Here is a 17,628-nt window from a genome sequence, read left to right on the forward strand (position 1 = left end):
TTTGCATATCCGATTGATTGAATCATTTTGAAGTGGGGAACATCACTCACGAATGGATAAATCGAAAGGATGGATTGAGATGAGTCGGAGACGATTTGTTGGAACATATGATACGAAAGAAAGCCTGCTTTCTAAAATCGATGAATTGAATCAAAACGGTTATGATGAAGGAGAATTATATGTCGTGACCGAACAAGAAGACGCTGTCCACGTGCTCAAACACGAGACGAACGTAAGCGTGGAAAACGGTGACACGTCTTGGTTAGACAATCTTCAAGACGATACACAAGGTAAAGATATGAAACAAGCGCTCAGTGACTTAGGCATTTCAGATGATGAGGTGAATCAGGCACACGAACAGATTAAACAAGGTGGATATGCGCTCGTGATTGATGAACCAGATACGGGGTTCAATGATGGTCGGAGCGCTCTATTCGAAGGTCATGAGGCGAATGCGGCGTTCGGTGAGGGCGAAAAAAAGCATAAGTGAAGTTTGGATGAGACTGACTCTGCAAGAGGCAGTCTTTTTTGTCTAAAAATGTGACGAAAAAAAGAAAGAAAAAGTTTTATGCAAACGATTGCATTCTTTCTTCAGTTGTGTAAAATGAAAGGTGAGATTAAATACAGCGCTTTCATAGACAAACGGTTGCACGAACTTGTTGTCCGTCGAAGGTAGCCTTGTAGAGAAAAAGGAGTGGCAGACAGATGAAACGATTGTTTGCAGTCGATGAATGGAAAGTAACAGAAGAAGGTCTTCACCCGAAAGAAAACCGTCTTGCTGAATCGATCACATCGCTCGGTAACGGGCACATGGGGATGCGAGGGAATTTTGAGGAAGATTACTCGAATGATACGCACCAAGGATTCTATGTGGCGGGCGTCTATTACCCAGACAAAACACGTGTCGGTTGGTGGAAGAACGGATATCCTGAATACTTTGCCAAAGTATTGAATGCGACAAACGTCATCGGTCTACGTGTCATCATCAACGGTACACCCGTCGATTTGGCGAAATGGGACGTGAAAGATTTTACACGTGAATTGGATATGCAGCGTGGTGTCCTCACACGGACGTTCACATTGATGAATGGTACAGAAGAGACAAAAGTAGAGGTCGTCCGTTTCTTCTCGATCGTTGACAAAGAAGTATTGGCGATTCGTTACAATGTCACACCGGTGAACTACGAAGCGAAAATCGAATTCACTCCATACTTAGACGGCGATGTCGTCAACGAAGATTCGAACTATGACGAGAAGTTCTGGCTCCCGGTTGACAGCGGCATCGAAGAACGATTTGGTTTCGTGACAACGAAGACGAAAAAACTCGATTGGCACGTCACGGCGTCGATGATTGCCGATGTAGAAGGTGCTCGTTGCGAAGTTCTCGAAGCGACAGACCTCTTCGTAGCGAACAAATTCACGGTCAGTGCGACTGCCGGCGAAACAGCGACAGCCTATAAATATGTATCTGTCGTGACGAACCGCGACCACGCGATTGACGACCTTCAGTCTGCAGGGATGACACGAGTCGAAGCGGCATTTGAGAAAGGCTTCGAAACGCTTCTCGCTGAACAGACGGAAGCATGGCTCGCACGCTGGGAAGATGCGGACGTTCGAATCGATGGAGATATCGAAGCACAACAAGGGATTCGTTTCAACATCTTCAACATGTACCAAACGTACACGGGCGAAGATTCACGCCTCAACATCGGACCGAAAGGGTTCACGGGAGAGAAATATGGTGGTGCGACGTATTGGGATACAGAAGCATACTGCCTCCACTTCTATTTGGCGACGACCAAACCAGAGGTCTCATGGAACTTGCTCAAATACCGTCACAACCAGTTACCACAGGCAAAAGAAAATGCTGTGAAGAATGTCGGTATGGAAGGTGCGCTTTACCCGATGGTCACGATGAACGGGGAAGAGTGCCACAACGAGTGGGAAATCACGCATGAAGAGATTCACCGTAATGGTGCGATTGCTCATGCCATCTTCAACTACACGAACTTCACAGGCGACAAGTCGTACCTTGGACAATACGGGCTTGAAGTATTGGTCGAGATCTCGCGTTACTGGGCTAGCCGCGTCAACTTTGTACCACACAAAGACGTGTATATGATCCTAGGCGTCACAGGTCCGAACGAATACGACAACAACGTGAACAACAACTGGTACACGAACTTGATCGCTGCGTGGACGCTCGAATATACGCAAGAAGTGTACAACTACTTGAAAGAAGCGGAGCCTGCACGTCTCGAAGAGCTCGTGTCGACACTCGGCATCACGGACTCTGAACTCGCGAAGTGGGCAGATATCCAGACGAAGATGTACTATCCAAAAGATGACCTCGTGCCAGATGTCTTTATGCAACAGGATGGCTTCATGGATAAAGAACAAATCTTAGTGAAGGATCTCGATCCAAAACATCTTCCACTTAACCAAAACTGGTCGTGGGATCGTATTCTCCGCTCGAACTTCATCAAACAAGCGGACGTACTTCAAGGACTCTACACGTTCGGTGATCGCTTCACCATCGAGCAGAAACGTGCGAACTTTGATTTCTATGAGCCACGCACGGTTCATGAGTCGAGCTTATCACCATGTGTCTATTCAATCATTGCGGCAGAAGTCGGTTATGAGGATAAGGCGGTCGAATTGTATCAACGTTCGGCACGACTCGACCTCGACAACTACAACAACGATACAGAAGACGGCTTGCACATCACATCGATGGTCGGGTCTTGGATGTCAATCGTTCACGGGTTCGCGGGTATGCGTATTCAAGAGGATAACCTCTCGTTCAGCCCGATGATTCCGAAGGACTGGAACGGCTACTCGTTCAACATGCTCTGGCGTGGTCATCACTTGACGGTCACATCATCGCGTGAACAAGTGACGATCAAACAAACAGGTGGTACAGATGTAACACTTCATGTGTATGGAAATGCAGTAACGGTTCCTGCAAATGAATCGATTACAATCGAAACAGTGAAAGCGTGACCAATTGCTTCGTACGAACAAGCCGACCTCAGTCGGCTTGTTTTCGTATGAAAAACTTATCGGAATTCCTGCATATTTGCTGTATGCAGCATGAATAATCTATGTTATCTTGATTCTTAGCTATTTTGAGAAAGGGGAGTTGAAGCTTGACGGAAGCCGTTAAAGAACATACACGAATCGGGGTTGTCTCGATCATCGGAGGATTGTTCGTTGCCTTATCCATGACATTATTTTTAATTCCAGCCGGTGTCTATTCGACAGGATTTACGGGCCTTGCCCAAATCTTGACGGCACTACTTGCTGGTACACCGTTTGAACTAGGGGAAGGACTCTGGTTCTTTATTCTGAACGCACCACTGCTCGTCGTTAGTTATTTTATGCTCGGGCGGAATATGATGATCCATACGCTTGTCAGTGTCGCCTCGGTCACGTTGTTCATTCGTATGCTTCCGCAATCGCAGCTCCTCTCGGACGACCCGCTCTTGAACGCTGTGTTCGGCGGTGTGCTTTTGGCGATCGGATCAGGGATTACGATTCGTTACGGGGCCTCGACAGGAGGCTTTGACATCGTCGCGTTGATTCTCGCGAAGTTCACGAACAACTCGGTCGGTGTCTACCTCTTCTTGATGAACATGATGATCGCGCTCGCAGCAGGTGCCTTGTTCGGATGGCCGACAGCGCTCTACACAATCGTCTTCTTATATGTGACATCAAAAGTAATCGATGAGATTTACACGAATACGCAGCGTCAGACGCTCTTCATCGTGACGAACCATCCGGATGAAGTCACGAAAGAATTGCATCAACACGTGTTCCGCGGAATCACGCTCATGCCTGCGATCGGCACATACTCGAAAGTCGAGAAGGCGACGCTCATGATGGTCGCGCAACGACACGAGGTGCGTGAAATCACACGGATCTGTAAAGATGCAGACCCATCGGTTTGGATCAATATCTTGCCGACAGAGGACGTAGAAGGTACGTTCCGTCGCTAATTGAATAAATCACAAAAAGCACCGACTTTTTAGTCGGTGCTTTCGTTATACCTTATACCTTGATTCCAAGTCGTTCTTCTAGGAAGAGGGCAATCCCGTCGTCCATGTTCGAAGCCGTCACTTCGTTGGCTACGTTTTTCAGTTGGTCGATGGCATTCCCCATCGCGACGCCCGTCCCGACATAGTCGAGCATCTCGAGGTCGTTCTCTTCATCACCGAACGCGATGATCTGCTTCCGATCGATGTTCAAATGCTTCGAGACTTCCTGGAGTCCGAGTGCCTTCGACGTATTTTTGCTCATGACCTCGATCATGTGCTCGGGCATACGCCACTGACGATTCAATACCGCCTCGGCATGAATGTCGTCGAGTTGGGAGCGGACGTGCGCCACATGATCTTTTGTTGCATGAATCAACAGGGATGTCGGCTCATCTTGCAGATGCGTCAACAAGTTACCCGACGTGACGCTGAGCGCACGTTCTGCATACGGGCTGTAGAACTCTTGCGGGTCCTTTTGGAAGTAAACGTGGTCCGTCACTTCGACGACGATGTTATGTGCTTTCGTGTCGGCGACCTCTTCAATGATATCGTGTGCGGTCTTGAGTGGAATCGGGCGATGTGTGACCGCGTAATTCGCATCTTTCGGGTGATGCACGAGGGCACCGTTAAAGTTGACGAGCGGTGTCGTCAAGCCCATCTGCTCATAGTACATGATGGAATGGCGCTTTGGACGCCCTGTCGCGATCATGACTTCATGACCAGCTTCACGTGCCGCTTGAAGGGCACGGAGATTTCGTTCACTAATGGTTTTATCATCTCTTAATAACGTTCCATCTAAATCAACTGCGATTAAATAACGTGACATCAGTCATCCTCTTTTCTTCACAATGATGTTTCTACGACCGTATCACATTTTTTGATTTGACGGAAAGAATATACAATCGAAGTCGCATATTCCATTCGAACAATGCTATACTAATGTCGTATGAATTTTTACGAATCATCTGTGAGATGGAGGGGACGTTCAATGCGTTATTTAGTGACATTGATCTGGGCGATTGTGCTCTCAAATACAGCGGTGTTTATCATTTCTGCTGTTGATGGTGTAGAGTTCAACGCGATGCTCGCGACAGGATTTGGCGTGGCCATCACAATCTTCGTTGCGCTTCTCGATGTCTTAAACCAAGACATGGGAATCAGCGACGTTGCACAAGAGAAGTAAGCCGTCTACAATCAAACTGACTCGTGCATGAGTCAGTCTTTTTTCTTTATCTAACAATAAGAGGAGGATCATGCATATGAAAAACCCTGAAAAACGCGCGAATTTTATTACGTTCGCCATCATCGGAGCGATTATCGTCATCGGGATCGGTCTGTTGTTCTTTTTAAACGGAGCGAATGAAGAAGAAGGCGTCAATGCCGTTACTGCAGATGAATTACAGCAACAGTTAGACCAGGACGGCGAGGTCGTCGCTTACTTCTGGCAAACAGGCTGTGAATATTGTGAGCAAGTAAAACCATATGTCGAACCGCTCATCGAAGAATATGATGCGGTATCGATCAACTTGGCAGACCATAACGTATGGGAAACATACGGCATCAACGGAACACCGACCATCATCCGATTCGAAGATGGAAAAGAAGTCGGTCGCATTGAAGGTGCTGTCTCTGAACAACAATACGAGACGTTCTTTAAGAATGAGGAGGCAAAAGAGGAATGAAGCGTCGTTTTTATCAAACGTTATTTGAGTTGAACGCCTCGCCTTGGATTGCCACGCGCCTCAAACGCTTCGCGGAGTCGAGCGTTAGTCGACACTTGGTTCCGTCGTTTGCCAAAGTGTACGACATTGCGGTGGAGGAAGCGGAACAGCCGCTTCACGCCTATCCGTCACTTCATGCATTTTTCACGCGTCACCTAAAACCGGGGGCACGTACGATTGATGAATCAGCCGACACACTCGTCTCACCATGTGACGGGAAACTCTCGGTCATCGAATCGATTACGGAAGATAGTCGCTTTGAAGTAAAAGGACAGTCTTACACGCTTGCGGAGTTGCTCGGTTCTCAACAAGAAGCGAGACGCTACGCTGACGGGACGGTCGTCGTCCTTTACCTCAGCCCACGCGATTATCACCGGGTCCATACGCCGCTTTCGGGGCGTGTGCTCAGTCACTATGAACTGGGGGACCGCTCGGCTCCAGTAAACGAGATTGGGTTGACGGAGACCGTGAGACCGCTCTCTCGCAACTACCGTCGTGTGACACGCTTTGACAGCCCGGCTGGAACGTATGAACATATCATGGTCGGTGCCTTGAACGTGAACACGATCGAGTGGACGCTCGATGGCGATCAAGCCGATAAAGGGCAAGAAGTGGGATACTTTTCATTCGGTTCTACTGTCGTCCTTTGTTTTGAGAAGGATACGATTCAAATGGACCGTGAAAAAATGGGTCCGGTTCGACTCGGTGACGTCATCGGAACGATCAAAACCAACTAATTTTGTATCAATTTTCTTCCGACCGAACGATAGACTAGTCGTTTGGTCGGTTTTCGTTTACCATAGAAGGGATATCAATACTTGTATAAGTAGTTGAATCGTTTAGCTAATTGGAGGAATTTTACGTGTTTAATCGACTTTATCCGAAACAGTTCGTCGCGACTGTGTTTGACATCGACTTACAAGAATTGAAAGACCGTGGGGTACGCGTCATTTTGACCGACCTTGATAATACACTCGTGGCCTGGGACGTCCCGCATGCGCCTGAACTTTTATTGATGTGGCTTGAAAAAGTGAAATCATACGGTTTCGATGTGATTGTCGTATCAAATAATAACGAGAACCGTGTACGAACGTTTACGGAGCCGCTTGGCCTTCATTATGTCGCTCGTGCCAAGAAGCCGTTACCTTCTGGTTTCAAAGCAGCGCTCTCGAAATACGGCTATTCGCCGAAAGAAGCCATCTTCTTAGGAGATCAGCTGTTCACGGACGTGCTCGGTGCGAATATGGCCGGTATCCACGTCATCCACGTACAACCGGTCGTCAAGACGGACGGACTCGTCACGAAATTCAACCGGATGCTTGAGAAGGTTGTCTTCGCGCACATGAAGCGTCGCGGGAAGTATGTATTGATCACGAAAAAAGTGGAAGAGCTTGCTGTGGATGCACAGCGGGCGAAAGTCGCAGTCGCTGAAAAAATTGGCGAGGCGATGCATTCACGTTCCGAAGATTCACATAAAAAAGATGAATAAGACCTCGAACGCACAGGAAGAAGGAGGCTGCCCATGTACGGCGACCAAGGCGTCGGAATTAACGCTTCAGGAGTAGCAGCGAGGTGCTACGGCGAATGAAGAAGGGGAAACCTAAACGGCAATAAGTACAACTATGGAAGAAACCAAACGATATTGCGCTGGGTGCGGTGTAGCCATCCAAACGGAAGACCCGAACGGGGTCGGCTACGCACCGAAATCGGCACTTGACCGAGAAATTGTCATTTGCCAACGTTGCTTCAAATTGAAGCACTATAACCAAGTCCAAGACGTAGAGTTATCTGATGATGACTTCTTACGTATCTTGAACGGAATCAGTTCAAAAGAGGCGCTCGTCATTAAGATTGTCGACATTTTCGACTTCAATGGCAGCTGGCTCCCGGGACTTCAACGTTCTGTCGGCTCGAACCCGGTCCTATTAGTCGGGAACAAGGTGGACTTGTTGCCGAAATCCGTCAACCCGAACCGGATGGCGAACTGGATGAAGGCTGAAGCAAAAGAACTCGGCTTGAACCCGATCGACGTCCATTTGATCAGTGCGAAAAAAGGGCATGGGATCGACGAACTCGCTGAAAAGATTGAATATTATCGAAAAGGCAAAGACGTCTTTGTCGTCGGTTGTACGAACGTCGGGAAGTCGACACTCATCAACCAGGTGATCAAACGTTTCGGTGAAGAGGATGAAGCCATCATCACCGTCAGTCATTTCCCGGGAACGACGCTTGACTTGATCGACATTCCGCTCGATGATGATGCGAACTTGTACGATACACCAGGAATCATCAACCGTCATCAAATGGCACACTATGTCGATGCGAAAGATTTGAAGACGATCACGCCGAAAAAAGAAATCAAGCCACACGTGTTCCAATTGAACCCGCAACAGACGCTTTACTTTGGCGGCTTGGCACGCTTGGATTACTTGGAAGGCAATAAACGTTCGTTCGTCATCTATATGTCGAATGAGTTGAAAGCACACCGTACGAAACTCGAACGCGCGGATGAGCTCTATGACCAGCATATTGGGAAGATGCTCAATCCTCCGAACGAGAAGACGCTCGAAATCTTACCACCACTCGTACGCCACGAATTCAGTTTACGAGACGGTGTGAAGACAGACATCGTGTTTAGCGGTCTCGGATGGGTCGCGATTCACGGTAAAGGCGGTCGCATTGCGGCTTGGGCTCCGAAAGGCGTCGCTGTCACACTCCGCGAGGCGCTCGTATGAATCTGGCTGTCATCGGCCACCCGATTGCTCATTCGCTCTCTCCCCAACTGCACGAGCAGTGGTTGAGGGCGTCTGGGCTTTTCGGGCGTTATGAGGCCATTGACGCGATGGAGACCGACCTGCCTCGCCTGTTCGAAGCGATGCGGGAAGGCGAATGGGACGGGTTCAACGTAACGATCCCATACAAAGAAGCGGTCGTTCGTTATGTCGACGAGCTCGACGAGGCTGCCAAGATGGCCGGTGCCGTCAACACGGTGTATAAGCGGGACGGACGCCTCGTCGGAACGAATACAGACGGTGCCGGGCTCGTCCAAGCATTGATGCCGTTCACGGATTGGTCAGGGAACGTTCTTGTCATCGGTGCTGGCGGTGCCGCACGTGGAATCGTGCAGGTGTTACCGACGCGTCAGGTATCAATCGTCAATCGGACAGTTGAACGGGCAAAAGAGCTCGCCAACACGTTCGGCGTTACCTATACGACGTTCGACGAGGTCGACATCTCACGCTATGACGTCATCATTCAGACCACTTCTGTCGGGATGGACGAGAGATCGACACCACTTTCATTAGAAGGATTACGACAAAACACGGTCGTTTGTGATATCATATATCGTCCACTTGTCACCCCGATGCTTCAAGAAGCGAAACGTCGCGGAGCAAGAATTGTGACAGGTGTTGCCATGTTCGTCGGTCAGGGCGCGCTCTCGTTCGAGAAATGGACGGGCGTGAAACCGGACGAAACCATCGGAAAAAAGTTAATCGAAGGATTATTGGAGGAATAATATACTATGCTATCAGGTAAACAAAAACGCTTTTTACGCGCAGAAGCGCACCATCTCTCACCAATCTATCAAGTTGGGAAGAATGGGGTCAGCGAAGCGATGTGTAAAGATATCGTGGACGCACTCGAGAAACGCGAATTGATCAAAGTTCAAGTACTTCAAAACTGCATGGACACGCCAAAAGACGTGGCCGGTGAGTTGTCAGAAGGTACACGAGCTGAGGTTGTTCAAGTTATTGGTAAAGTCATCGTCTTATACAAAGAGGCGACTGAGAAAGAAAATCGCCAAATCAAACTCCCATGAGCCGCATCGGTTTGATGGGGGGCACGTTCGACCCGCCGCATCTCGGTCATCTATTGATTGCCGAACAAGCTCGCGAACAGCTTGAACTCGATGAAGTCTGGTTTTTACCGGCCGCGATTCCGCCACATAAAGTCGGATTCAGCTCGGCAGACCATCGAATCGAGATGACACGTCGTGCCATTCAAGGTCAATCAGACTTCAAATTGAACCTGATTGAGTTTGAACGGAGTGAACCGTCTTACACGGTAGAGACGATGAAGCGGTTGATTGAACGGCATCCAGACGATACGTTCTACTTCTTGATTGGAGCGGATTCGCTCGTCTCGCTCGAATCGTGGTACGACTATGAGACGCTCATCGGTCTCGTCACGTTCGGTGCGGTCGCCCGACCCGGGACACGTTACTTGATTCCGGAGAAGGCTGACGTTCGACCGATTGACATGCCCCAACTTGAGATTTCGTCTACTGATATCCGGGAGCGGGAGAAGCGTGGCAAGTCCATCAAATATCTGGTCCCGACTTTGGTCGAGACGTATGTGAAGGAGCATAAGCTATATGACGTTTGAAGAAGCGCACGAGTTGATTAAACGAACGCTACCGGAAAAACGCTATATCCATACGCTTGGTGTCGTCGAGACAGCGGAGCGTATGGCGATTCAGTACGGCGAGAACGTCGAACAGGCCCGTCTGGCTGCAATGCTTCACGACTATGCAAAATATGTTGACACCGAGGAAATGCGTCAAGTCGTCATCGAAGAAGGGCTGGATTCAGCTCTTCTTGAATACGGGGACGAGTTGTTGCATGCGCCGGTCGGAGCCGTCTTTCTGGCTCGTCAATACGACCTCGATGAAGCGGTGCTCTCTGCGATTCGGAACCATACGACGGGAGAGCCGGGGATGTCTCGTCTCGATCAAATCCTATTCGTGGCCGATGCCATCGAACCGAATCGGAATTACCCGGGAGTTGATCGCCTGCGAGCAGAAGCAGCTCAATCGCTCGAAGCGGCGGTTGTCGCAACACTGCGCCAAACGATTGAATTTTTATTGAAGAAGTCGGTGCGGATTTTTCCACTGACGATTGATACGTATAATGATTTTGTGAATACACCTTAGGAGGGTCAATATGACTGCAAGAGAAGAATTAGAATTGATTGTAAAAGCGGCTGACGATAAACGTGCCGAGGAAATCGTCGTACTCGACATGGAAGGTATCTCGCCGATTGCGGATTATTTCGTCATCTGTCACGGGAACTCGGAGAAACAAGTTGAAGCGATCGCGCGTGAAATCAAAGACGTCGCTGGCGAAAACAACTTGCCACTCCATAAGTTCGAAGGAATGGATACAGCGCGTTGGGTACTTGCTGACCTTGAGAACGTCGTTGTCCACATTTTCCACCGCGACGACCGTGATTACTACAACCTAGAGAAATTGTGGGCTGACGCGCCGCACGTCGAAGTGGAAGTCGGCTAATGGCATACGAAGGATTCGCCTATGTATACGACGAGTTGATGAAAGACGCGCCGTATGATGAGTGGGTCGCTTTCGTGCGTCGTCACGTCGAAGATGGCGCGACACTCGCGGATGTCGGATGCGGGACAGGGTCGGCGACGATCCGCCTCGCCGAACATTACGACGTCATGGGGATCGACTTATCGGAGTCGATGCTCGAAGTCGCACAAGAAAAGGCACTTGAAGCAGAAATCGAGTTGCCGCTTTGGGAACAAGATATGCGTGAGTTGGAACTACCGGAACCGGTCGATGCGGTGACGATCCTCTGTGACTCACTTTGCTATCTTCAGGATGAGGCAGACGTGATTGACACGTTCGAATCCGTCTACAACCAACTCAAACCAGGTGGGCTGTTCATCTTTGATGTCCATGCCCCGAATAAGATGCAGACGCTCTTCAACCAAAAGACGTACGCGTCAAACGAGGAAGACTGCTCATATATCTGGTTTGCCGATCCGGGAGAAGCTCCGCTTTCGGTCGTTCATGATTTGACGTTCTTCGTCGCGCTTGAAGACGGGACGTACGAACGGATCGAGGAGACGCACGAACAACGGACGTATGAACCAGGGCAGTACATGCAATGGTTGATCGGTGCCGGGTTCCACGTCAAATCGGTCACATCTGATTTTACCGAACATGCACCGGGAGCGGATGCCGAGCGTATCTTCTTCGTAGCCCAGAAATAAGCAAATCCCCGATTCTTGACGAATCGGGGATTTTTTGTCGTTACGCTTCGTGGCTGAACTGCCACTGGACACCGAACTGGTCTTCGAGCATACCGTATGCCTTGCTCCAAAACGTTTCTTGGAGCGGCATCAAGACACGTCCGTTCACGGCTAGTGCATCGAACTCGCGATGGATGGCATCAAGGTCATCCGTGACGACGGCGAGCGTGACGTTATCGCCAAAGTTGACCGGTCCGTCAGGCATGGCATCAGAGAACATGAGCGATGAGCCGTGAATCGATAGTCGGGTATGCAACACGAGATCAGCCATTTCACTCGGGACCGGTTGACCATCTGGACCGGGTTGGTCACCGAACGTCATGATGTCTGGAGTGGCATGATTAAACACATTGGCATAGAAGTTCACGGCGTCGCGGCAATTCCCGTTAAAGTTGAGATACGGATTGATCGGCATAGCAAGTTCCTCCTCGAATTCATAATATTAATTATAGAACATATGTTCGTTTAATGCAATCGAGTTATCGAATTTCCATTGTGTAGGTTGAACACGATTGAGAGTCGGGAATAGAGATTATAGAGAATAAATTAAATGAAAGAAGGCGAAGTATCATGAAGCTTACGAAAGGACGCATCCTTGAGTTCGGATTCGTCTTATTCATGGCGGTCATGCTTGTCACATCGATCATTGAAGAATCATGGTTCGACGCGAGTGTGGCGGGGGCAGGCATCATCTCAGGTCTCATCCCGTTTTTCATTGAAAAGACGTTTAAAACAGAACTCGATAGCAAGATGAAGGTAGCATATATCCTGTTCTTGTTTGCCTCACAGTATTTAGGGTCCATCGTCGGATTGTACGGAAACGGCTGGTGGGACACGTTCCTTCATCTCTTGAGTGGTATCTTTCTTGCATTCTTAGGGTTCGACTTCTTCTCCCGGCTCGATGACGACATTCGGACCGAGATTCCGAAACGATTTTTATTCGTCTATATCGTCGTCTTCTCAATGGCAGGAGCGGCGCTTTGGGAGATGTATGAATTCACATCTGATGTCGTTTTGAACACGACGATGCAAGGGAACGGGAACGACGATACAATGGTCGACATCATCGCCGGTTCACTCGGAGGAGTGCTCGCCGCATTTTTCGTCGTCACCCTTCATCAACGTGAAAAATCCAAACAAAAGAGACACATGAAAAAAAGTTCGTGATTCACGAGCTTTTTATTTGTAATCATTCTAATGTTTTATTAATATCAAGATTGTAATGATTATAAATAATGGGAGGCAATCATATGGATCAACATCGTCAACTAACTACTAACCAAGGCGCACCAATCGGGGATAACGCCAACTCCATCACTGCGGGTCGTCGGGGCCCGACGCTTCTCGAAGACTACCAACTAATTGAGAAATTAGCGCATTTCGATCGTGAACGTGTACCAGAACGTGTCGTTCACGCGAGAGGGGCAGGGGCGCATGGTGTCTTCACTGTAAAAAATAGTATGAAACGATATACAAAAGCAGCATTCTTGCAAGAAGAGGGGCAAGAGACGCCTGTGTTTGCGCGTTTCTCGACCGTCATCCACGGTTTAGGTTCACCAGAGACGCTTCGTGACCCTCGTGGTTTCGCCGTCAAGTTTTACACGGAAGAAGGGAACTATGATTTCGTTGGAAACAACTTACCAGTGTTCTTCATCCGTGACGCGATTAAATTCCCGGACGTGATTCACTCGCTCAAACCGGATCCACAAACGAACCTTCAGGACCCAGACCGCTTCTTCGACTTCATGTCACTCACGCCAGAATCGACGAACATGCTTCTTCATTTGTTCAGTGATGAAGGTATCCCGGCATCGTATCGCCATATGCGCGGGTCATCCGTCCATTCTTTCAAATGGGTGAATGAATTTGGAAACACGGTGTACATAAAGATGCGCTGGGTACCGAAGCAAGGTGTTCAAAACTTATCGATGGAAGAAGTTGCGAAAATTCAAGCGGAAGACTTCAACCACGCAACACGTGATTTGTTCAACGCGATTGAAAATGGAGACTATCCGGAATGGGATCTGTACGTACAGATTTTAGATCCGGCGGACATGGACAACTTTGACTTTGACCCGCTCGATGCGACGAAAGATTGGTTCGAAGACGTCATCCCGTACCAATTGGTCGGAACGATGACGCTCAACAAGAATGTCGATAACTTCTTCGCCGAGACAGAGTCTGTCGGCTTTAACCCGGGTGTTCTCGTCCCAGGAATTCAGCCGTCGGAAGACAAGATGCTTCAAGGACGTCTCTTCTCGTATTCGGATACGCAACGTCACCGTATCGGACCGAACTACCTTCAACTTCCGATCAACTGTCCGTTTGCCCAAGTTGCGAACAACCAGCGTGACGGAGCGATGCCGTTCAAGCAACAGACGAGCCCAGTCAACTACGAGCCGAACCGCTATGAAGATGCACCGAAGCCGAATGCGGATTACATTGAGACGCCGCAACCGATCACAGGTGTGACGGGACGTCAGAAGATTGAGAAGACAAACGATTTTGGTCAGGCTGGAGAGGTGTATCGTCGTTATTCTCAGGAAGAGAAGGACGCGCTCATCCGTAACCTCGTTGCGCACATCAAAGAAGTTCGTCATGAGAAGACGGTTCTCCTCTTGATCTGTAACTTCTATCGTGCAGACCGCGAACTCGGGGAGCGTCTCTCAAACGAGTTGAACGTTGATCTCGCACCATTCTTGAACCAAATGTCGAACTAAACGAGTAGCCGCGGTCACGTACCGCGGTTTTTTGTATGCAAAAAGACGCCTCTCGCATGGAGAAACGTCTCGTCTATCGTCGTTATTCACCGACCATCCCGTCACCGTCACGGTCGTCCATATACTGATACAACCAATGGTCACGCGTGATGGGCATCTCGAATCCGGCGTTTTTTGCTTCCTTGATCGTCACTTGTCCGTTTCCGTCAATATCGATATCGGATAAGTCTCGCTCCTCGACCGGCTCCGTGGTCACGTCAGGTGGAGAGTCGTCCGTCAGTCCGAGTGATTCATTCACTTCTTCTGGGTCCGCGTTATCATACGTATCCGTGACCGTATTGCCCCGTACGGTATACGTGTATTGGTAGCGGGAAGGAATCTGTGTCGTCGTATTCGGGTAGGTGATGATGGCCTCGAAGTCTTTCGCCCCGCCTGCTTTTCGAATGACGTCTTCCATGAACGCCTGATCCCCATAGCGATTGAGTGCACTGTTTTGTGGGGTGATATTATAGGCATTTGAGACACCGCCGAGGGAATCGGCAATAATGTGACCTTCATCGAGGTTCGGGTCTTCGACGCCCGGAACCTTTGCCTCGTCTGAATAATAACGACCAGAAGAATTGACGTCTTCGGTCTCATCGTCTTGGAGGGTGATTTCATCAGCAATGACACGAATCAATTGACCATGTTCGTTCGTGAACGCCCAGTACTCCCGGTCGCCGAAGCCGATATCGACGACGACATTCGCTTCCCGTGTTCCGGACTGATCACCGCCATCGACCTCGATTTTCGTATAGCCTTCAAATAAATCTTCTTCCTGTTCAGGTGAAGGCGCATCGGTGGTTTGTTCTTCTTGTGTCTGTTCCTCTTCGGTCGTTTCATCAGTCGACGTCGGGACGCTCACATCGGCATCCGTACAACCGGAGAGGAGCAGTACCCCAAGCAAGAATGGAATGTAAAATGGTATTCTTTTCATGTATCTCGCTCCTTATTCAAAGTTACGCTATCGTATTTACTATGTAAATTATAATGATAGCATACGAAAGCAAGAAGTGAGCGTTCCCCTTCAAAATGTGCCCGATGGATTCCTCTCATTTGTGGATTCAGAAAGCTTGTGCCAAGATTGAAAAAAAGGGGGAAGAACGTATGAACGAAGTGATTGAAACATTATTGAACCACCGTTCCGTCCGTGACTTTACAGACGAGATATTAACAGATGAACAAATTCAGACCATCGTTGAGAGCGCCCAACGCGCATCGACATCTAGCTTTATCCAGGCCTATTCCATCATCGGGGTGACCGATGAAGTGAAGAAGAAACGACTTGCCGAGATTGCCGGCAACCAGTCCTATGTCGTCGAGAACGGTCACTTCTTCGTCTTTTGTGCGGATTTGCATCGCCATGAAATGATTGGTGAGCTACAGGAAGCTGAAGTGTCTGCGACACTTGAAACTGATGAGAAACTCTTGGTCGCCGTGATTGACGCTGCACTCGCCTCGCAAAATGCGGCAGTGGCGGCAGAATCGATGGGGCTCGGCATTTGTTATATCGGCGGCATTCGGAACGACCTCTTTGCGGTCAAAGAAGTGCTCGGGTTACCGGAACGGGTCATTCCGCTCTTCGGCATGGCTGTCGGTGTACCGGCTTCAGTCGAGGATCAAAAACCGCGCTTACCATTCCAACATGTGTACCATGAGAATGCGTATGAAGCGAATCCAGAACAGATTAAGCAGTCCCTTTCCGATTACGATGCCTTGATTCACGATTACTATATGGTTCGTGGCTCGAACCCGCGTAAGGATACGTGGACCGGACAGATGGGGCGCATGTTGTCAAAATCGACGCGTCTTGACGTCAAAGATTTCTTGAAAGCACAAGGCTATTTGAAGCAATGACAAAAACCGCCGACAAATCAATGTCGGCGGTTTTGTCATGTTCAGTTCAGTTGGGCATTGAGCCAATTCTTGTCGATGGCACCGAATTGTTTTGCGATGATCACACCGGATTCATCGAGCACATACGTCGTCGGCATCGCCTGAATTCGGTACGCATCCCCGACTTGACCGTCACGGTCATAGACGACAGTAAACGCGTCTTCGTACGGTTCGACGAACGAGATGGCATTGTCCGGGTCACGTTCGCTCGTCGTCGTGTTGACGGCGACGATGGTCACGTCGTCTCGCTCTTTCGCAAACGCAGCCATATCTGGCATTTCTGCGCGACATGGAGGACACCAGGACGCCCAGAAATTGACGACGACGAGCTTACCGCGTAAAGATGATAAGTCGAACGTACTCCCGTCAGTTCGTTGTAATTCGAACGAAGGGGGAATTTGCCCGATGTTTAGACCGGTCGATGCCGTCTCTGTCGTGACGGTTTGCGTAGCACGTTCCGGCAAGGCAGCATTCACGACCGCGAGCAAGACGAGGACACCGATACTCACTTGAATCGCTTTCTTTGAAGGGCGAGCGACATAGAGCGAAAGCCCGAACAGGATGAAGACAATCCCAATCATCCACCATTGAACCTGCCCGACCGTATACGACTGAAACAGCCAGATGCCATATGCACCGAATGCGGTCCAAAGAATGCGTCCTTGCGTTGGCGCATGCATCCATCGCCACGTCGTTCCGAGTAGTAAAAGAATGAGGACGGCGCTCCATAGATGAATCGGCTGGTCGGAAAAATTCAAAATCGTCCCGTATACCGGAACCGAGAGTGTCATCCCGAGCCAGATGAGGAGCCCGCTCAGCATCCAATATCCTAAAAGGTCTCGATCGAGTCGATAGACGAACCAAAGGACAACAGCGGCCGCAATCCATTGAGACCATACGCCTCCTGTAGCATAGAGGGCAAGAGAAATATCACGTGTCGTCAACAGACCGATGACGATGGCGCTCCCTTTCCAGGCAAGAAATCCATAGAACCATGTACCGATGACGGCTTCACGCTGCTTACTCGTCAAACCGAGGAAACGGAAGATCCCGTAGAGGATACCAAGGCTTACTAAAAAAATGAGTAAATCGAAACGAATGTTGAGTGGACCGATAGCGACCACGTCTTTCCCTCCTAAACAAAAGGCGCCCCTCTTGAA

General features: G+C 49.3%; 21 protein-coding genes. 17 read left to right on the forward strand and 4 right to left on the reverse strand.

Annotation, left to right across the window (positions count from 1 at the left end; translation table 11 throughout):
- Positions 1 to 52 precede the first annotated feature (52 nt).
- The 3 genes from KNO91_RS00485 (at position 53) to KNO91_RS00495 (ending at position 3,998) form a co-directional block, all read left to right on the forward strand.
- Positions 53 to 490: a YflT domain-containing protein gene (locus KNO91_RS00485; protein ID WP_251126493.1), complete on the forward strand. Its 438-nt coding sequence runs from the start codon at positions 53 to 55 to the stop codon at positions 488 to 490.
- Positions 491 to 705: 215 nt separating this feature from the next.
- On the forward strand, positions 706 to 3,003 hold the full coding sequence (locus KNO91_RS00490; RefSeq protein WP_214815562.1) for a glycoside hydrolase family 65 protein: 2,298 nt from the start codon (positions 706 to 708) through the stop codon (positions 3,001 to 3,003).
- Positions 3,004 to 3,149: 146 nt separating this feature from the next.
- A complete protein-coding gene (locus tag KNO91_RS00495; RefSeq protein WP_074032674.1) occupies positions 3,150 to 3,998 on the forward strand; it encodes a YitT family protein in 849 nt (282 codons plus the stop codon).
- A 52-nt stretch (positions 3,999 to 4,050) separates the two neighbouring features.
- Here KNO91_RS00495 and KNO91_RS00500 read toward each other — a convergent pair whose 3' ends face one another.
- Positions 4,051 to 4,863 (reverse strand): Cof-type HAD-IIB family hydrolase, encoded by an 813-nt coding sequence (locus KNO91_RS00500; RefSeq protein ID WP_214789624.1) that lies wholly within the window; start codon positions 4,861 to 4,863, stop codon positions 4,051 to 4,053.
- Positions 4,864 to 5,025: 162 nt separating this feature from the next.
- On the opposite strand from KNO91_RS00500, the gene KNO91_RS00505 reads away from it, so the two are divergent.
- The 11 genes from KNO91_RS00505 (at position 5,026) to KNO91_RS00555 (ending at position 11,774) form a co-directional block, all read left to right on the forward strand.
- Positions 5,026 to 5,220, forward strand: coding sequence for a YjzD family protein (locus KNO91_RS00505; protein WP_074032676.1), 195 nt, complete (start codon positions 5,026 to 5,028; stop codon positions 5,218 to 5,220).
- A 76-nt stretch (positions 5,221 to 5,296) separates the two neighbouring features.
- Entirely contained in the window at positions 5,297 to 5,719 is a 423-nt protein-coding gene (locus tag KNO91_RS00510; protein WP_214696100.1) for a thioredoxin family protein, read from the forward strand.
- Positions 5,716 to 6,495, forward strand: a complete 780-nt coding sequence (locus KNO91_RS00515) for a phosphatidylserine decarboxylase (RefSeq protein ID WP_214789620.1) — start codon at positions 5,716 to 5,718, stop codon at positions 6,493 to 6,495. The genes KNO91_RS00510 and KNO91_RS00515 overlap by 4 nt, the downstream gene beginning before the upstream one ends.
- Before the next feature lie 125 nt (positions 6,496 to 6,620).
- Entirely contained in the window at positions 6,621 to 7,247 is a 627-nt protein-coding gene (locus KNO91_RS00520; RefSeq protein ID WP_214789618.1) for a YqeG family HAD IIIA-type phosphatase, read from the forward strand.
- Positions 7,248 to 7,380: 133 nt separating this feature from the next.
- Positions 7,381 to 8,493 (forward strand): ribosome biogenesis GTPase YqeH, encoded by a 1,113-nt coding sequence (yqeH, locus tag KNO91_RS00525; RefSeq protein ID WP_015880995.1) that lies wholly within the window; start codon positions 7,381 to 7,383, stop codon positions 8,491 to 8,493.
- Positions 8,490 to 9,275 (forward strand): shikimate dehydrogenase, encoded by a 786-nt coding sequence (gene aroE / locus KNO91_RS00530; RefSeq protein WP_214815564.1) that lies wholly within the window; start codon positions 8,490 to 8,492, stop codon positions 9,273 to 9,275. Before yqeH ends, aroE begins: the two co-directional genes overlap by 4 nt.
- A 6-nt stretch (positions 9,276 to 9,281) precedes the next feature.
- Positions 9,282 to 9,578 carry a ribosome assembly RNA-binding protein YhbY gene (yhbY, locus tag KNO91_RS00535; protein ID WP_214789614.1) on the forward strand — a complete coding sequence of 99 codons (297 nt, stop codon included), beginning with the start codon at positions 9,282 to 9,284 and terminating at the stop codon, positions 9,576 to 9,578.
- Complete coding sequence (locus KNO91_RS00540) at positions 9,575 to 10,144, forward strand: nicotinate-nucleotide adenylyltransferase (protein WP_214815567.1); 570 nt, start codon at positions 9,575 to 9,577, stop codon at positions 10,142 to 10,144. The genes yhbY and KNO91_RS00540 overlap by 4 nt, the downstream gene beginning before the upstream one ends.
- On the forward strand, positions 10,134 to 10,691 hold the full coding sequence (gene yqeK, locus KNO91_RS00545) for a bis(5'-nucleosyl)-tetraphosphatase (symmetrical) YqeK (protein ID WP_214815569.1): 558 nt from the start codon (positions 10,134 to 10,136) through the stop codon (positions 10,689 to 10,691). The genes KNO91_RS00540 and yqeK overlap by 11 nt, the downstream gene beginning before the upstream one ends.
- A 10-nt stretch (positions 10,692 to 10,701) precedes the next feature.
- A complete protein-coding gene (gene rsfS / locus KNO91_RS00550; RefSeq protein WP_214739453.1) occupies positions 10,702 to 11,049 on the forward strand; it encodes a ribosome silencing factor in 348 nt (115 codons plus the stop codon).
- Positions 11,049 to 11,774, forward strand: coding sequence for a class I SAM-dependent DNA methyltransferase (locus KNO91_RS00555; protein WP_214815572.1), 726 nt, complete (start codon positions 11,049 to 11,051; stop codon positions 11,772 to 11,774). Before rsfS ends, KNO91_RS00555 begins: the two co-directional genes overlap by 1 nt.
- Before the next feature lie 40 nt (positions 11,775 to 11,814).
- Here the strand turns inward: KNO91_RS00555 and KNO91_RS00560 are convergent, their stop codons facing one another.
- Positions 11,815 to 12,228, reverse strand: coding sequence for a VOC family protein (locus KNO91_RS00560; RefSeq protein WP_214789606.1), 414 nt, complete (start codon positions 12,226 to 12,228; stop codon positions 11,815 to 11,817).
- A 155-nt stretch (positions 12,229 to 12,383) separates the two neighbouring features.
- On the opposite strand from KNO91_RS00560, the gene KNO91_RS00565 reads away from it, so the two are divergent.
- Entirely contained in the window at positions 12,384 to 12,980 is a 597-nt protein-coding gene (locus KNO91_RS00565; RefSeq protein WP_214789604.1) for a DUF2238 domain-containing protein, read from the forward strand.
- 83 nt (positions 12,981 to 13,063) lie between these two features.
- Positions 13,064 to 14,533 carry a catalase gene (locus KNO91_RS00570; RefSeq protein WP_214815575.1) on the forward strand — a complete coding sequence of 490 codons (1,470 nt, stop codon included), beginning with the start codon at positions 13,064 to 13,066 and terminating at the stop codon, positions 14,531 to 14,533.
- A gap of 82 nt (positions 14,534 to 14,615) precedes the next feature.
- Here KNO91_RS00570 and KNO91_RS00575 read toward each other — a convergent pair whose 3' ends face one another.
- Complete coding sequence (locus KNO91_RS00575; protein WP_214815577.1) at positions 14,616 to 15,509, reverse strand: DNA/RNA non-specific endonuclease; 894 nt, start codon at positions 15,507 to 15,509, stop codon at positions 14,616 to 14,618.
- A gap of 170 nt (positions 15,510 to 15,679) precedes the next feature.
- Between KNO91_RS00575 and nfsA the strand changes: the two genes are divergently transcribed.
- Positions 15,680 to 16,429, forward strand: a complete 750-nt coding sequence (nfsA, locus tag KNO91_RS00580) for an oxygen-insensitive NADPH nitroreductase (protein WP_214815580.1) — start codon at positions 15,680 to 15,682, stop codon at positions 16,427 to 16,429.
- A 41-nt stretch (positions 16,430 to 16,470) separates the two neighbouring features.
- Here nfsA and KNO91_RS15445 read toward each other — a convergent pair whose 3' ends face one another.
- The gene (locus tag KNO91_RS15445) at positions 16,471 to 17,592 is read right to left on the reverse strand and encodes a TlpA family protein disulfide reductase (protein WP_214815583.1); all 1,122 of its coding nucleotides are present in this window, start codon (positions 17,590 to 17,592) and stop codon (positions 16,471 to 16,473) included.
- Between the last annotated feature and the right edge of the window lie 36 nt (positions 17,593 to 17,628).

The organism is Exiguobacterium sp. s59, from assembly GCF_018617475.1.
In the GTDB taxonomy this organism is placed as follows: Bacteria; Bacillota; Bacilli; order Exiguobacteriales; family Exiguobacteriaceae; genus Exiguobacterium; species Exiguobacterium aestuarii.

Excerpts from the sequence above, each read along its gene's own strand:
- KNO91_RS00485 (WP_251126493.1), top strand. The coding sequence starts at position 53 with ATGGATAAATCGAAAGGATGGATTGAGATGAGTCGGAGACGATTTGTT.
- KNO91_RS00490 (WP_214815562.1), top strand. The coding sequence starts at position 706 with ATGAAACGATTGTTTGCAGTCGATGAATGGAAAGTAACAGAAGAAGGT.
- KNO91_RS00500 (WP_214789624.1), bottom strand. The coding sequence starts at position 4,863 with ATGTCACGTTATTTAATCGCAGTTGATTTAGATGGAACGTTATTAAGA.
- KNO91_RS00505 (WP_074032676.1), top strand. The coding sequence starts at position 5,026 with ATGCGTTATTTAGTGACATTGATCTGGGCGATTGTGCTCTCAAATACA.
- KNO91_RS00510 (WP_214696100.1), top strand. The coding sequence starts at position 5,297 with ATGAAAAACCCTGAAAAACGCGCGAATTTTATTACGTTCGCCATCATC.
- KNO91_RS00515 (WP_214789620.1), top strand. The coding sequence starts at position 5,716 with ATGAAGCGTCGTTTTTATCAAACGTTATTTGAGTTGAACGCCTCGCCT.
- yqeH (WP_015880995.1), top strand. The coding sequence starts at position 7,381 with ATGGAAGAAACCAAACGATATTGCGCTGGGTGCGGTGTAGCCATCCAA.
- aroE (WP_214815564.1), top strand. The coding sequence starts at position 8,490 with ATGAATCTGGCTGTCATCGGCCACCCGATTGCTCATTCGCTCTCTCCC.
- yhbY (WP_214789614.1), top strand. The coding sequence starts at position 9,282 with ATGCTATCAGGTAAACAAAAACGCTTTTTACGCGCAGAAGCGCACCAT.
- KNO91_RS00540 (WP_214815567.1), top strand. The coding sequence starts at position 9,575 with ATGAGCCGCATCGGTTTGATGGGGGGCACGTTCGACCCGCCGCATCTC.
- yqeK (WP_214815569.1), top strand. The coding sequence starts at position 10,134 with ATGACGTTTGAAGAAGCGCACGAGTTGATTAAACGAACGCTACCGGAA.
- rsfS (WP_214739453.1), top strand. The coding sequence starts at position 10,702 with ATGACTGCAAGAGAAGAATTAGAATTGATTGTAAAAGCGGCTGACGAT.
- KNO91_RS00555 (WP_214815572.1), top strand. The coding sequence starts at position 11,049 with ATGGCATACGAAGGATTCGCCTATGTATACGACGAGTTGATGAAAGAC.
- KNO91_RS00560 (WP_214789606.1), bottom strand. The coding sequence starts at position 12,228 with ATGCCGATCAATCCGTATCTCAACTTTAACGGGAATTGCCGCGACGCC.
- KNO91_RS00565 (WP_214789604.1), top strand. The coding sequence starts at position 12,384 with ATGAAGCTTACGAAAGGACGCATCCTTGAGTTCGGATTCGTCTTATTC.
- KNO91_RS00570 (WP_214815575.1), top strand. The coding sequence starts at position 13,064 with ATGGATCAACATCGTCAACTAACTACTAACCAAGGCGCACCAATCGGG.
- KNO91_RS00575 (WP_214815577.1), bottom strand. The coding sequence starts at position 15,509 with ATGAAAAGAATACCATTTTACATTCCATTCTTGCTTGGGGTACTGCTC.
- nfsA (WP_214815580.1), top strand. The coding sequence starts at position 15,680 with ATGAACGAAGTGATTGAAACATTATTGAACCACCGTTCCGTCCGTGAC.